12 protein-coding genes are annotated in these 15116 nt (G+C 66.4%); 2 read left to right on the plus strand and 10 right to left on the minus strand.

The window, feature by feature from the left end; all coding sequences use genetic code 11:
* Positions 1 to 28: 28 nt before the first annotated feature.
* On the plus strand, positions 29 to 1603 hold the full coding sequence (locus LDZ24_RS23120) for a catalase (RefSeq protein ID WP_248323549.1): 1575 nt from the start codon (positions 29 to 31) through the stop codon (positions 1601 to 1603).
* Between the two features lie 52 nt (positions 1604 to 1655).
* Here LDZ24_RS23120 and LDZ24_RS23125 read toward each other — a convergent pair whose 3' ends face one another.
* Complete coding sequence (locus LDZ24_RS23125) at positions 1656 to 1985, minus strand: GlpM family protein (RefSeq protein ID WP_248323550.1); 330 nt, start codon at positions 1983 to 1985, stop codon at positions 1656 to 1658.
* Between the two features lie 79 nt (positions 1986 to 2064).
* The gene (locus tag LDZ24_RS23130; protein WP_248323551.1) at positions 2065 to 3243 is read right to left on the minus strand and encodes a diguanylate cyclase; all 1179 of its coding nucleotides are present in this window, start codon (positions 3241 to 3243) and stop codon (positions 2065 to 2067) included.
* 152 nt (positions 3244 to 3395) lie between these two features.
* Between LDZ24_RS23130 and LDZ24_RS23135 the strand changes: the two genes are divergently transcribed.
* Positions 3396 to 4313 (plus strand): LysR family transcriptional regulator, encoded by a 918-nt coding sequence (locus LDZ24_RS23135; RefSeq protein ID WP_248323552.1) that lies wholly within the window; start codon positions 3396 to 3398, stop codon positions 4311 to 4313.
* A 6-nt stretch (positions 4314 to 4319) separates the two neighbouring features.
* Here LDZ24_RS23135 and LDZ24_RS23140 read toward each other — a convergent pair whose 3' ends face one another.
* The 8 genes from LDZ24_RS23140 to LDZ24_RS23175 form a co-directional block, all read right to left on the minus strand.
* Positions 4320 to 5018 carry a sterol desaturase family protein gene (locus tag LDZ24_RS23140; protein ID WP_248323553.1) on the minus strand — a complete coding sequence of 233 codons (699 nt, stop codon included), beginning with the start codon at positions 5016 to 5018 and terminating at the stop codon, positions 4320 to 4322.
* A 76-nt stretch (positions 5019 to 5094) separates the two neighbouring features.
* On the minus strand, positions 5095 to 6471 hold the full coding sequence (locus LDZ24_RS23145) for an MFS transporter (protein ID WP_248323554.1): 1377 nt from the start codon (positions 6469 to 6471) through the stop codon (positions 5095 to 5097).
* A 97-nt stretch (positions 6472 to 6568) separates the two neighbouring features.
* Positions 6569 to 8308 carry a GMC family oxidoreductase gene (locus tag LDZ24_RS23150; protein WP_248323555.1) on the minus strand — a complete coding sequence of 580 codons (1740 nt, stop codon included), beginning with the start codon at positions 8306 to 8308 and terminating at the stop codon, positions 6569 to 6571.
* Between the two features lie 24 nt (positions 8309 to 8332).
* A complete protein-coding gene (locus LDZ24_RS23155) occupies positions 8333 to 9139 on the minus strand; it encodes an enoyl-CoA hydratase/isomerase family protein (protein ID WP_175943563.1) in 807 nt (268 codons plus the stop codon).
* Positions 9140 to 9144: 5 nt separating this feature from the next.
* A complete protein-coding gene (locus LDZ24_RS23160; protein ID WP_248323556.1) occupies positions 9145 to 10737 on the minus strand; it encodes an AMP-binding protein in 1593 nt (530 codons plus the stop codon).
* Positions 10730 to 11290 (minus strand): (2Fe-2S)-binding protein, encoded by a 561-nt coding sequence (locus LDZ24_RS23165; RefSeq protein WP_250501072.1) that lies wholly within the window; start codon positions 11288 to 11290, stop codon positions 10730 to 10732. The genes LDZ24_RS23160 and LDZ24_RS23165 overlap by 8 nt, the downstream gene beginning before the upstream one ends.
* Positions 11263 to 12084 (minus strand): xanthine dehydrogenase family protein subunit M, encoded by an 822-nt coding sequence (locus LDZ24_RS23170; protein WP_248323558.1) that lies wholly within the window; start codon positions 12082 to 12084, stop codon positions 11263 to 11265. The genes LDZ24_RS23165 and LDZ24_RS23170 overlap by 28 nt, the downstream gene beginning before the upstream one ends.
* Positions 12081 to 15113 carry a molybdopterin cofactor-binding domain-containing protein gene (locus LDZ24_RS23175; protein ID WP_248323559.1) on the minus strand — a complete coding sequence of 1011 codons (3033 nt, stop codon included), beginning with the start codon at positions 15111 to 15113 and terminating at the stop codon, positions 12081 to 12083. Before LDZ24_RS23175 ends, LDZ24_RS23170 begins: the two co-directional genes overlap by 4 nt.
* Between the last annotated feature and the right edge of the window lie 3 nt (positions 15114 to 15116).

A 15116-nucleotide genomic window follows, 5' to 3' on the forward strand; every position in this document is an offset into this window, starting at 1 on the left:
GACTCTGGCACAGAGCAAGGAGCGCGCTATGAGCGACAAGGCATTTCTCACCACGCGACAGGGACATCCTGTTCCCGACAATCAGAGCCTGCGCACCGTCGGCGAACGCGGCCCGGCGACGCTGGAAAATTATCCGTTCATCGAAAAGATTACTCACTTCGATCGCGAACGCATTCCCGAGCGCGTCGTGCATGCGCGCGGCACCGCGGCTCACGGCTATTTCGAGCCGTACGGCAAGATCGGCAATGAACCGGCATCCAAGTACACACGCGCCAAGGTCCTGACGCAAACCGGCGTCAAGACGCCCGTTTTCCTGCGCTTTTCCACGGTGATCGGCGGCAAGGAGTCGCCCGAGACGGCACGCGATCCGCGCGGCTTTGCCATCAAGTTCTATACGGAAGACGGCAACTGGGACCTCGTCGGTAATAACCTCAAGATTTTCTTCATCCGCGATGCGATCAAGTTCCCCGACATGATCCACGCGTTCAAGCCCGATCCTGTCTCGAACCGGCAGGAACCGTGGCGCTTCTACGATTTCATCGCGCATCATCCGGAATCGCTGCACATGGTGACGTGGGTCAAGAGTCCGTGGGGCATTCCCGCCGACTACCGCCACATGCAGGGTTCCAGCGTCAACACGTACAAGCTCGTGAACGATCAGGGCGAAGCGGTGCTCGTCAAGTTCTCGTTCGAGCCGAAAGCGGGCGTCAGGAATCTGACCTCGCAGCAGGCGTCCGAGATTCAGGCGAAGGACGTGGGCCATGCCACGCGCGACCTGTACGACGCGATCGAACGCGGCGAGTATCCCGAGTGGGAAATGTGCGTGCAGATCATGTCGGACGACGAGCATCCCGAGCTCGACTTCGATCCGCTCGACGACACGAAACGTTGGCCCGAGGACAAGTTTCCGCTGCTGCCGGTGGGACGTCTCGTGCTCGACCGGAACCCGAAGAACGTGTTCGCCGAAACGGAGCAGTCCGCGTTCGGCACCGGCGTGCTGGTGGACGGCATCGACTTCTCCGACGACAAGATGCTGCAAGGACGCACGCTCTCGTATTCGGATACGCAGCGGTATCGCGTCGGCCCGAACTATCTGCAACTGCCGGTCAATGCGCCGAAAAACGGCGCGCGCACGAATCAGCGCGACGGGCAGATGGCGTACTACGTCGATCAGGCGGGCGAGAATCCGCACGTCAACTATGAGCCGAGCATGATGGGTGGCCTGAAAGAAGCGCCGAAGAAGGAGCACGACTACCACCAGTGGGTCCAAGGGCATCTCGGACGCTATCAGACGTCGCGCACGCAGGACGACTACAAGCAGGCCGGCGAGCGGTATCGCACGTTCGAGGATTGGGAGCGCGATGACCTGATCGCGAACCTCGTCGAAGACATGAAGGCGTGCCCGAAGCCGATCGCGCTGCGCATGGCGTGGCACTTCTGGCATTGCGATCCGGACTACGGAACGCGCGTCGCGCAGGGCGCGGGCATCGACCTCGAAGAAGCCAAGAAGCTGCCGCCGCTGGAAGGCAAGCCGCTTCCCGGCGAAGGCCGCGAAACGCCGGCCTACACGACCAACGAGCCGGAAGCCGAAGCGGCGCGTTGATCGACGAACGGTTCGGGGCGCATGATGCAAGCGCTCCGAGCCGTGCGCGTGGCTAGAAGAATCGCGGCGCGAGAAAGATGGTCAGCGCCGCGATCAGCCATGCGGCGAGTCCGCCGAGAATCGCGAGCCGGTAGTCCACGAAATGCACGAGCACGTAGCATGTTCCCAGAAACACGAGGTAGGCGGGAATGGTGCGCGCGCCGGAGAGGCACGTGGTCCTGAAACCGCCCGCATCGCCCTTTGCGCCGACCACGAGGAGCGCCATGATCGCGAAGGTGGGCGCAAGAGGCAGAATGCCGGGAAGCACGTTGCCCCGTTTGGATGCCATCGCGATCAGCGCGGTGACGAGACCGCCGAGCAGACCCTTCCACAATACGTCCATCGAATTTCCGTTTGATGCAGGTGCGAAGCGGGGATTATAGGGAGAGTGGGACGGGCGTGGGCGCTCCACCACCTTCGGCTCAAACCACCCCCTCATCACACCGCGCCTCGCCCCACTGCGCGAGCCGCCCCACTTCCACCCGATTCCCGCCGCCCGCCTTGGCCGCATACAAGGCCCGGTCCGCCGCGCCGAGCACATCGGCGAGCGCGCTCTCGGGCGTGCCGGACCGCGCGAGGCCGATGCTCACCGTCGCCCGCAACTCCGCGCCGTTCGCGCCGCGAGAGGTCGCCGCGGCGAAGCGTCTGACGACGTCCTCCGCGAGCTCTTTCGCCCGATCGCCGTGCGGCCCGGCCAGCACCGCCGCGAACTCTTCGCCGCCGATGCGCGCGAGAACCGCTTCCGGTCCCAGCACGCTTCGCGCGACGAGCGCGAACGTCTTCAGCACTTCGTCGCCGGCCTGATGGCCGTATCGGTCATTGATGGTTTTGAAGTGGTCGAGGTCGATGGCGAGCACCGACACGTCGCGCCCGGCGGCCGCGCGCGCGCCGTCTTCGAAGAACGAGCGGCGATTGCCGAGCCCGGTCAGATAATCGGTCTGCGATTGCCGCAAAAGCTGTGCGTGAGCTTCATCGCGGACGAGCCGCAGCAGCGTCATCGGCAAGAGGACGGAATAGAGGATGCCCTCGTACATCGTGATCTTGGCGATCAGCATCAAAAGCGGCGTGCCGAGCGCCGCCATCCACGGAAGAACGCACGCGCGCGCGGCGTAGAGGAGCGCATGCACGCCGCACACGATCACGGCGATGCGCCGCGCCGGTCCCCAGTGCATGCGGTCGCTCCGCAGCAATTCGCGCGAGGTCATCGCGGCCGCGGCGGCGATGGGCAGCGCGCTCGCATAACTCCACACGGTCTCCTGCCAGCGCACGCCGCCGATCGCCCACGCGAGCGCCTGCACGGCGAGCAGGCCGATGGAGAACGCGCGATAACGCCGCCCGTTCAACGCCGCGACGCCGCGCAGGATCAACAGATAGCCCGCCTCGATAACGAGGTTGCTCAACGCCGAGCCGAGCACGCCCGGCACCGCGTGCCGGAACGACGCCGCCCCGCAGCCGATGGCGAGCGCGCCGTATCCCGCCGCGAGGATCTTGAGTTCCCTGCTGCGCCCGGGGTTCGTGCGATGTTCCCAGAACGTCATCCCGCAACTGACGAGAAGCGTTCCGACGACTAGGACATAGAAGGTGATGAGGTCGACACGCATGCGCTCGCTTGCCTGATATCTGCTGGAAATGACGATTCCATACGAGGGAGTTAACGGCTCGACGCATCGAATGCTGAAGGGCGCGTTGAACCGCGAAGCGCCGCCCGGCGGTACCATGTCCGTTTCGCCGCACGGCTGCGCACGCCTGTCACATGGAACTGAAGCAGATCCAGTACTTCATCGCGCTATTCGAAGAAGGCACCGTCACGCGGGCGGCCAAGCGCCTCAATATCGCACAGCCCGCGTTGAGCATGCAGATCGCGAAGCTCGAAGCCGAGCTGCGGCAAACGCTTTTCGAACGCGGGCCGCACGGCATGGCGCCGACCGAAGCCGCGCGCCTCATGTACCGGCTCTACACGCCGATCATGCGCGACATCGGCCATGCGCGCGAGCAGCTGAGCCGGCGCGATGTCATCGTGACGGGGCGCGTGTCGCTCGGCATGGTGTCGTCGGAGGCGCAGAGCGTCTTGCCCGAATCGCTCGCGCGCTTCGACGCCCTCTTTCCGCAAGTGGAAGTATCGGTGGCGGACGGCTTCAGCGCGCAACTCATCGACGCCGTGGAATCCGGCCGGCTCGATGCCGCGATCATCAACAAGCCGCGCGGCCGCCTCGCGTTGGATGTCGAGCCGCTACTCGTGGAAGAAATGGTGCTCGTGACGAGCGCGGCGCACGGGCCGGATCTGCCGGAGACGATCGACCTCGTCGCGCAGTCCGACATCGAACTCGTGCTGCCCACGCGGCGCAACGGCCTGCGAGGGGCGCTCGACGCCGCGCTCATGGCGGCTGACATCGTCATCAAGCCGAAGTTCGAAATCGACCTTCTCAGCACGATCGTTCAGTTCGTCGAGCAAAGCAGCGTCGCGACCATCCTGCCGCGCGTCGTCGTGCAGTCGAAAGTGGACGAAGGACGGCTGCGCGTGCGCACGATCGACAAGCCGCCCATCGTGCGCCACATCATTCAGGTCACGCATCCGAAGCGGCCCATTGGGCCGGCGGCGCAGGCGCTCATCGCCATCATCACCGAGGAGATCCGGCGTGTGACCACGGGCGCGCCGGCTCCTTCCGCATGATGCGAATCAGCCGCGGCGCGCAGTCGTTGGCACCGTGCGCGGCGCATCGCTGCGCGTGCCGAACAGCGTGTCGCAGATCGGGAAGGTGAGATTGAAGTTCTGCGTCGCCATCTGCTCGGGATCGTGATGCGTCACGTGCAGCCGGCGCACCGTGTTGACGAACGGCACGCGGTCGAGAAACGGACTGTCCGTGACATGCGAGAGCGTGTGCAAGCCTTCGTACATCAGGTAGTACGCCGCCATCGTCAGAAGCGCGATATAGCCTGCGTTGCGCGTGAACACGAAGCCGATCAGCAACGCGAGCGGCGCGGCCGCGAGCACGAACGCGACCGGCGCGAACGGCGGAAACAGCAGCGCGCGCCAGTGCTTGTGGCCTTTGTACTCCAGCGTCACATGCGTGAAGAAGCGGTGATGCACCGCGCAGTGGCGCTTGTAGACCATGCCGAAGTACTTCGTCGGCCGATGCAGCACATAACGGTGCGCGGCCCATTCCGCCCAGTTGCCGAACAGAAAGAGCGGCACGACCGCGAGCCATTCGGCGAACGTCGGCGCGTGAAGCTGCATGGCGCAATACACGATCACCGCCGTCGTGAAGACGAGCGTGAAACCCAGATGCATCTCTCCGCGATACCACTTCGGCGTCGCATCCACGTATTCGTCGCGGAACTTGTACGAGCGCGCGCGAACGTCCTCGTCATATTTCATGATGAGCGTCTCCAGTGTTTCTATTAGAGGATGCGGGCGCGTGCGTCGCGCGCCCGCAAGGACATGCTTCAGGACTTCAGGACGGATTGCGCGCCGCGCTGTTGTCCAGCTTGCCGAGCGTTTCCGGCACGACGAACGCGCCGACGAGGAAGATGATGCTGATGGCGCCGACAAAGATCGCGAGCGTCGACGGCAACTGGCTTGCGTCTTTCGCGACGAGCGAAACGAAGGTCGGCATCATCCCGCCGATGGCGAAGCCGATGTTCCACGAGAGACCGGTGCCGGTCGCGCGGATCGCGGTCGGGAAGCGCTCGTTCAGGAAGATCAGAATCGGCGCATATCCCGCGCTGCCGAGTGCGGAGAGCAGCACCGCGTAGACGCCGATCATCGTGATGCTCTGCGCCGTCGGCAACAACAGGAAAAGCCCCGGTAGCGCGACCAGCCGGATGAGGCCGATCCACACGAACGCGCTCTTGCGTCCGATGAACGTCGAGAGATGCCCCGCCGCGATCGATGCGATCACCACCGCGACGCTGCAGATCATCAGGATCGCGGCGGCCGCGCCGTTCGGCGCATGGCTCACGACCTTGAGGAACGTCGGCAGATAGCCTGAGGTGAGGTAATAGCCGCTGCCGCCGCCGATGGTGAGCAGCAGGTTCACGAACAGCACCCCGCGATACTCGCGCGAAAACAGCGTGCGGATGGGCGAGCGCACGACTTCGACCGGCGCGGTCTTGATCTGCGCAGCGGCCTTGGCCGCTTTCTCCGCCGCGAGCTTCTTCCAGAGCGGCGATTCTTCGAGGCTGTTGAAGACGAAGAGGCCGAGCACCGAACTCACGATGCCGGTGAAGAACATGCAGCGCCAGCCCCACGCATCGAAGAGTTCGCCCGGAAAGATGGACGACATCGCCAGATACGTGAGGGAGGCGAGCAACGCGCCGAGGCCCGCGCCGCCGCCGCCGATCAGGCCCGACACCGCGCCGCGATACTTCGGCGCGACCGATTCGGTGCCGATGGTATGCGTCGATGCCACGACGCCGCCGACGAACACGCCCTGCACGAGACGCAGCAGCAGGAACAGGATCGGCGCGACGAGGCCCGCCTGCGCGACGGTCGGCAGCACGCCGAACGCCGCCGTCGAGATGCCGACGCCGACCACCGCGAAGATCATCGCGCCCTTGCGGCCGTGGCGGTCCGCGTACGAGCCGAAGAGCGCGGAGCCGAGCGGACGCATGAGCAGCGTCACCGCGAACGACGCATACACCGCCGCGAGCGACAGCATCGCGTGTTCGGACGGGAAGAAGAGACGCCCGACCACCGGCGCGACGTATAACAACACGAAGAGGTCGAACAGATCGAGCGCCCAGCCCATGCACGAGGCCAGCACCGCGCCCATGATCTGCCGCTGATTCACCGGAAGCGCGGCGGCCCCGTCTTGTGCAGCTACGGACATGTGTATCTCCTAGTTTGTCACCGGGCCGTCTTTCGATCGCCCCGGTTTCGCAGGCACGTTTCTTATTGCGTGCTCTTGTCGAGGTTGAAAAAAATCGTTAGTGGGCGGCGGCGAGCGGCGGTGACCCCGAGACGTCGAGTTCCGCGCGTTCGCGCCGCGCCGCGACCATCGCGTCGGCGATCTTCTCGGCGATCATGATGGTCGGTATGTTCGTATTGGCCGATGGCAGCTTCGGCATCAGCGACGCATCCACCACGCGCAAGCCTCGCGCGCCATGCACGCGGCCTTGGCCGTCGGTGACGGCATCGCGGTCGTTTGCGCCGCCCATGCGGCAGGTGCCGCTCGCGTGCCATACGCCGAACACGTTCGCGCGGATGAAGTCCGCGAGCGCGCGGTCGTCGGCCAAAAGCGCGTTCATCTTCAGGCCGCGCGTGAAGAAGCGTTCGATCAACATCCGGCGCACGGGCGCGGGCGTGTCCAGCAGCAGCCCGAGCGCGGACGTGAGCAGCGCGTTGCCCTCGCCGACTCGGCTCAACGCCTTCACGCGCGGCGAAAACGCCGCCGGGAAGAAGTCGCGTGCATCGCGGCTCAGACCCGACGCTTCCACGATGCGCGCCAGCATCCGCACGCCCACGGCGAGCCGCGCTAGATCGCGTTCGTCGTCCAGCAGATTGAGATCGACGCGCGGCGCGGCGGCGGCATCGGCGGAAACGAGCTGCACGCGGCCACGCGAATACGGCCGGTTGCACCACAGAAAGAACAGCCCGAGCCGGTTGCCGAGCGCATGCCATGCGGCGCGCGTCGCGCTCGACAGATACAGGTCCGACTCGTCGCAGCCCGCGACGCCCGAACTGAGACGCGCGGCCATCATGCTGGCGCGGCGTCGCGCGAGCGGCATGCGAAAGCGCGGCTCGAGAAAATGACAGAACGTGAGCGACGGATGATCCTGCAGATTGCGTCCGACGCCCGGCAGATCCACCGCGCACGCGATGCCCAGCGCCGAAAGTTCGCCCGCATCGCCAATGCCGGCGCGCATCAACAGCGCCGGCGATTGCAGCGCGCCCGCGCTCACGACCACTTCGCCCGCATCGAAACGCAGGCGCTCCCCGTTCTCGGCCACCGCGATCACGCCGCGCGCCGTCGCGCCTTCCATCACGATGCGCTCGACGCGCAGCTTCGAATACACCGAGAGATTGGGGCGCTTGCGCGTGGCGTCGTCCAGATAGGCGATGGCCGTGGACACGCGCTTATCGTCCTCGTTCGAGAACGCGCCGGGAAAGAAGCCGTCGCCGAACTCGCCGTTCTGATCGTGCAACTCGGCGACGCCCTGCGCGCGCAAGCCCTTGCCGAACGCATGACAGAACGCCGGCCAGTCCTTCGGCATGATGCGGCGGATCGGCACCGGGCCGTCGCCGCCGTGCAGTTCGCCGCCGGGAAAGTCGAGGTCGCGCTCCAGCTTGCGGAAGTACGGCAGCACGTCGCGCCACGCCCAGCCCTCGGCGCCTGTCGCGGCCCAGTCGTCGTAATCACGCGGCAAGCCGCGATTGGCCGACTGCACGTTGATGCTCGACCCGCCGCCCATCACGCGGCCCTGCTCGTACACGCGCGGCGCGGCCTGCTTCGTGGCTTTCGCCTTCAGGTCCGGCCAGATGTACGTGTCGCCGCAGAACACCGGCATCGGATAGCTGTCGAGGATGGCCTCGGGAACCGCGCCCGGTGGCGTGTCCGCGCCCGCCTCGATCAGCGCGACGCGCAGCGACGGCAACGCCGACAGCCGATGCGCGAGCACGCATCCTGCCGAACCGCCGCCCACGATCACGTAATCGAAGCGTTCCATGTCGTCTTCCTCTCTCTGCGTGGGTCAGGAGCCGCGAAACACCGGCTTGCGCTTGCCGTGGAACGCTTCGACGCCTTCGCGGAAGTCGTCCGACGAGCGCAGGCGGCTATAGCAATGCCCTTCCAGTTCGATCGCGATGGAAAGCGGCGCGTCTTCCGAATCGTTCAGCAGCTTCTTCGCGGTGCGCTGGGCGAGCGGCGAGAACGCGCGCAGTTCGTCGACGAGCGCGTCCGTCGCGGCTTCGAGCTCGGCGTTCGGCACGCAGTCCACCGCGATGCCCCACTCGTACGCCTGCTTGCCGGGAATGCGGCGCGAGCGCATCACGATGTCCTTGGTCCGGCCGATGCCGACCATCGCCTGCAAGCGCGCCGAGCCGCCCGAGCCCGGAATCTGGCCGAGCTTCTGTTCGGGCAGCGCGTAGAAGGTCGTGTCGGTGACGATGCGGAAATCGCACGCGAGCGACAACTCGAAGCCCACGCCGAAGCAGAAGCCGCGATTGGCCGCGATCACCGGCTTCGAGCAGCGCGCGGGCGCCGCGATGTTCCATGCGAGCTTCGATACGTGTTCCGGCGATGCTTCGAGAAAGCCCTTGATGTCGCCGCCGCTCGAAAAGTGCTCGCCGTTCGCGCGCACGACGATCACGCGCACGCGCTCGTCGTCGTCGAGTGCTTCGAATGCGGCGCGCAACTGGTCGCGGGCGTGCATCGAAATGACGTTGAACGGCGGACGGTGCAGGATGATGTCGGCACGTTCGCGTTCGGCGTCGATCTCGACCGAGAAGCCGTCGAGCTCTTGCAGCAGCGTCTGGCCGCGATGATTCAGGTCAGTCATTCGAATTACTCCTTCGTGGTTTCTGTATGTTGTGCGGCCGGCGCAGTGTCGGGCACGTACTCGCCCGCCGAGAGCTTGCGGCGCAGGATCTTGCCGACCGGCGACTTCGGAATGTCATCGACGAACACGTAGTCGCGCGGGCGCTTGAAGTTGACGAGGTCGGACTGGCGGCACCAGTCGTCGAGCCCTTCGGCATCGACATATTCGCGGCGCTTGATGAACGCGACCACGCGCTGGCCCCAGCGCTCGTCCTTCACGCCCGCGACCGCGACTTCATCGACGGCCGGATGCAGCGACAGCACCGACTCGATATCCACCGGCGAAATGTTCTCGCCGCCGCTGATGATCATGTCGTCCACGCGGCCGGTCACGTAGAGATCGCCGTCGGCGTCGAAATAGCCGGTGTCGCCGGTGAAGTACCAGCCGTCGCGCAGAGACTTCGCGTTCGCGTCCGGGCGATTCCAGTAGCCTTCGAATGCTTCGTCGCCGAGCAGGTCCGCGATGATCTGCCCTTCCTCCCCGACGGCCGCCGTCTGGTCGGGCGAGACGGCGTCGAGCTTCACCACGCGCAGCCGCGTGTTGATGCCCGCGCGCCCCGCGCTGCCCGGCTTCTTGGTCGCGTCCTGATCGATGCTGAACGTGTAGACCTCGGACGAGCCGTAGTGATTGACGAACAGCTCCGGCTCGAACGCGGCCGAGAGGCGCTTGAGCAGCCCGTCGTTCATCGGCGCGCCCGCGAAGCCGAGCTTTCTGACCGACGACGTATCCGTGCTCGCGAAACCGCTGTCGGCGAGCAGATCGTGATAGAGCGTCGGCACGAGATAAAGGCACGTCAGCCGATGCTGCGCGATGGATTCCAGCGCGAGCTTCGCGTTCCAGCGGCGCACGCAGACGAACACGCCATCGACGAGCGCCATCGCGAGCAGCGAGCGCACGCCCATCGTGTGATAGAGCGGCATCACGCCAAGCGTGCGTTCGCCGCGCCGGTACAGGTTCTGCGCAACGTGCGCGAGCGCGCCCGCGCGTTCGTGGCGGTGGCGGCGCGGCACGCCCTTCGGCTTGCCGGTGGTGCCGGACGTGTACAGGATCAGCGAGATGTCGTCGGCGGTGGCGTGTGCGCTGTCGTCGATGCGCCCGGCTGTGCAGTCGCCCGCGCATTCCGGCGTGTGCTCGGCGGTCAGCGCGTCGAACGTCAGCGTGCCGCCGGATACGTCATCGAGCCCGATGCGCGGCAGGTTCTGCGCCGACGCGCTCTGCATCACGGCATCGGCGGAAACGGGTTCGTAGACGATCGCCTTCACGCCCGCATCCGTCACGCAGTATTCGACTTCCTCCGGCTTCGCGCGCCAGTTGAGCGGCACGATCACGATGCCCGCGAACTGCCCCGCCCAATGCAGCGTCGCCATTTCCCAGCGGTTTTGCAGCACGACGAGCAGCCGGTCGCCGCGTCGCACGCCGAGCGCGCGCAGGCCATCGGCGACATTCAGGATCACGCGATGCCACGCCGCGTAGGTGAGTTCCAGGTCGCCGTCGACGAGCGCGAGCGCGTTCGGGCTGCGCTCGACGCTTTGCAGGAAAGTGCGGCCGAGATCAAGCATGTTCGGTCTCCTTCGTGTTTGCTTTTCCCTGACGGCGCGCGGCGACATCGAGCACGGCCGCGACGATCGGCGTATAGCCCGTGCAGCGGCAGATGTGGCCCGAGAGCATCTCGCGCACCTGTTCTTCCGTGGGGTCCGGCACGCGTTGCAGATAATCCGCGCACGACATCAGAATGCCCGCCGTGCAGAAGCCGCACTGCAGCGCGTGATGACGCTGAAACGCCTGCTGCAAGTCGCCGAGCGTCTGCTCCGGCGCGAGACCTTCGACGGTATCGATGCGCCGTCCGTCCGCCTGCACCGCGAGCATCAGGCACGACCGTGCCGCGATGCCGTCGACATGCACCGTGCATGCGCCGCAGACGCCATGCTCGCAGCCGACGTGCGTGCCCGTCGCGCCGAGTTCGTGCCGGATGAAATCCGACAGCAGTTCGCGCGGCTCGCAATAGCCGCTGCGTTCGCGGCCGTTGAGCGTCAGCGTGATGCGCTGCTGCTCGCCGTGCCGCATGATGTTGTCCGCCGTGTTGCTCACTTCGCCTCCTCGATCACGCGCCATCCCAATTGCCGGACCAGATTCCGGCGATACTTCGCGCTGATGTGCGCGTCGTCCTGCGCGTTCAGTTTCCAGCTCAGGTCGTTCAATGCGCCGCGCAGGTCGTCGCCTGTCAGACGGGGCCAGGTCTCGGCAACCGGCCGGTCCGCGACGCCACCTACCGCAATGCGGATCGCGTCGTCGGTCACGACCGCCGCGCACGCGACCACCGCGAAATCGCCGTGCCGCGCCGAGAACTCGGCAAACGCATGGCGCTCGCCGGGCTCTCTCAACGGAAAGCGCACGGCTTCCACCAGTTCGTCGGGCTCGCGCGCCGTCATGAGCATTCCCTGGAAGAAGTCCTGCGCGGCGAGCGTGCGGCGTTTCTTCTTCGAGCGCAGCATGACGTCGCCGCCGAGCGCGCTCAGCACGAGCGGCAATTCCGCGCTCGGATCGGCATGCGCGATGGAACCGCACACCGTCCCGCGATTGCGGATCTGAAAATGCGAGATGTTTGGAAACGCCATCGCGAGCAACGGCACTTCGTCGCGCAACGAGCGGCGCCACTCGACGCTGCCTTGCGTCGCCGCCGCGCTCACGACGAGATGCCCCGTTTTGTCGTCGACGCGCACGGCGTCCAGCTCGGCGGTGCGCGAGATATCGACGAGCACGCGCGGCTGCGCGAGCCGCATGTTGAGCACCGCCATCAGCGACTGCCCGCCCGCCAGCACGCGGGCGTCTTCGCCGTGTTGCGCGAGCGCGTCGAGCGCGTGTTGCGTCGTCATCGCGCGCAGATAATCGAACGGCGCGGGTTTCATGCATGCCTCCTGAAACGGCCGAGGAGCCGCGCGATCCATGATTCGCGCTGCGCCACCGGCTTGCCCGCCGCCTGCCGGCCGAGCGATTCGAACAATTGCCTGAGCACCACCTTCGCCGCGCCTTCGAGCATGCGTCCGCCGACCGCCGCAACCTTGCCCGAAACCTGCGCTTCATAGTCGTATGTGAGGCGCGTGCCGCTACCGTTCGGCGTCAGTTCGACGAGACCGTTGCCGCGCGCGCTGCCGAGCGGCGAGATGCCCGCGCCCGCGAGACGCAGGCGGCGCGGCGCGTCGATCTCCGACAAGCCGATGCGCGCTTCGAAACGCGCCTTGATCATGCCGACGCCCACGGTCACGTCCGCGCGATACTGGTTCGGTGCGGTCTCCTCCAGCGCGTGACAGCCGGGGATGACGTTGGCGAGCGCCTTCGGATCGAGCAGCACGGCGAACACCGCTTCGGGCGTCGCGGGCAAATCGACCGTGCCTTGCGCCGTCAATGCCTTGCCGCCGCCCGGCGTCGCGGGCTTCGTCGCGGCCGCTTCGCGGTACTCGGGGCGCGACGGTTCCGGATCGTCGATGCCGATCAGCGCCATCACCTTTTGCGGCGTGAGCGGCAGGCGAATGTCGTCGACGCCGAGCGCATCCGCCACCGCATTCGCGATGCACGGCGGCGTGCTCATGTTGTTGCCTTCGCCGAGCCCTTTCGCGCCGAGCGGCGTGAACGGCGACGGCGTTTCCAGATGCACGATCACCGGATCGGGCACTTCGCAGGTCGTCGGCATCAGATAGTCGGCGAGCGTGCCCGACTGGAAGCTGCCGTCCGCGCCGTAGCGGAACTCTTCCATCAGCGCCGCGCCGAGTCCTTGCGCGAACGCGCCGCGAATCTGGCCGTCCGCGAGCGCGGGATTCAGAAGCGTGCCGGCGTCGTGCGCGGTCACGTAGCGGTCGATACGCACGCGTCCCGTCGCGCGGTCCACCTCGACGGCGCACATGTCGAACGCGAAGCCGTACGCCGCCGACGTGTTGATGCGGTCCTCTTCATCAGGCGCGTCCATGTGCGGCGGCGACCAGAACACCGTCTCGCGCAGACCCGGCTCCTCGCCCTCGGGCAGGAGCGCGGGCGCCCAGTGCGGCGCATTGCTCGCCGCGCGCGCGAACGGCAGCGCGCGGTCTTCGGCATCTTTCGGGAAGATGCGCGCGCGCTCGAACCGAACGTCATCCACTGCGCAGCCGAACTGCTTCGCGAGAATGCGCGAGAGCTTGTCGCGCACGCGCGTCGCGGCGAGATGCACCGTGCCAGCGACCGCGCCTGCGAAGCGGCTCGAATAGTTGCCCGCCGCGACGGACCACGCGTCCTTGTGCGTGTCGAATTCCACGTTCACGACGATGTCCTTCGGGTCCAGCCCGAGCACATCCGCGACCACTTGCGCGCACACCGTCATGTGGCCCTGTCCCGCAGGCGTCGACGCGATCGTGACGACGACGCCGCCCAGCAGGTCCACGCTCACGGTCGCGCTGGCTATCGCGCCGTTCTTCGGGCCGGCCTTCTTGCGCGCGTCGGGCGGCATGACGGTCGTGATATAGCCCATGTTCGACACGGACGGCTCGACGATCGCGGCAAAGCCGATGCCGTAGAGACGCCCTTCCTTGCGAGCCGCGTCGCGCCGAGCGACGAGTTCTTCGTAGCCGCCCTGCACGTTCGAAAGGCGCAGCGCCTCCTGATAGTTGCCCGAATCGAGCAGCGCGCCTGCCGCCGCGCGATACGGAAACGCATCGGCGGGAACGAAGTTGCGGCGGTACACGTCGAGCACATCGAGCTTCAGTTCGATGGCGATGCGCTGAATCAGCCGCTCCAGCGCGAAATACACCTGCGGTCCGCCGAAGCCGCGCACGAGGCCGGTCGGCGTCTTGTTGGTCAGCACCACGCGGTTGCGCACGGCGAGGTTCGGAATCGCATACGCGCCGGTCAGACAGCCGTGCATCCGGTAGAAGGTCGCGGGCTCCGGCGCGCGCACGTAGCCGCCCACGTCTTCCAGTTGATCGTACGAGAGCGCGAGAATGCGGCCGTCGCTTTCCACGGCGGCTTCGAGGGTCGACAGTCGCGCGGTCGCGGACGTCGCGGCGCTCAGGTGTTCGAGCCGGTCCTCGACCCATTTCACTGGCGCGCCGGCCTTGCGCGAGGCGAGGCACATCAAGACGACATACGGAAACACCGCCTGCTTCACGCCGAAGCTGCCGCCTGAATCGCGCGGGGCCTTGTGGCGCAAGCGGTTCGCGGGAACGTTGAGGGCCATCGCCATCACGGCGTGCAGCGAGAACGGCCCCATGAAGTTCGACGTGACGTCGTAGCCTTCGTCGCCCGACAGGTATTCGGCAATCACGACGCCGCATTCGATCGGCGCGCACGTATTGCGCGGATAGTGCGCGACGAGTTTCACGCGATGCGGCGCGCGCTCGAACGCGGATTGCGGGTCGCCATAGCTGAAATGGCGGTCGCTGATCACGTTGGTGCCGACGCGTTCGTGCAGCACCGGCGAATCCTCTTGCACTGCTTGTTCGATGGACGTGACCGGATCGCGCAACGCGTACTCGACCTTGATGAGGTCCATCGCATCTTCGGCAATGGCGCGCGATTCCGCCATCACGACCGCGACCGGCTCGCCGACGTAGCGCACGCGATCCATCGCGAGCGCCCACTGCTCCATCGGCGACTTCACGCCGACCACGAACGGACGCGACCACGGACGCAAGTCGTCGCGCGTGAGAATGGCGCGCACGCCATGCAGTTTCGACGCGGCTTTGGTGTCGATGGACACGATGTCCGCATGTGCATGCGGCGAGCGCAGAATGGCGGCTTGCAGCGTGCCCGGCTTCACGGCGAGGTCGTCGCCGTAGCGGCCACGGCCCGTCAGAATCGCGGGGTCTTCGAAACGCGGCATCGGACGGCCGACGTGGCGTTCGGGCGCGGCGGCAACGTTCTCAGCGACGCGTGCGTTGATATCCGCGAAGCCTGTATCGCGCTGGTTCATGTC

It is taken from the genome of Caballeronia sp. Sq4a, assembly GCF_023170545.1.
Classification (GTDB): Bacteria; Pseudomonadota; Gammaproteobacteria; order Burkholderiales; family Burkholderiaceae; genus Caballeronia.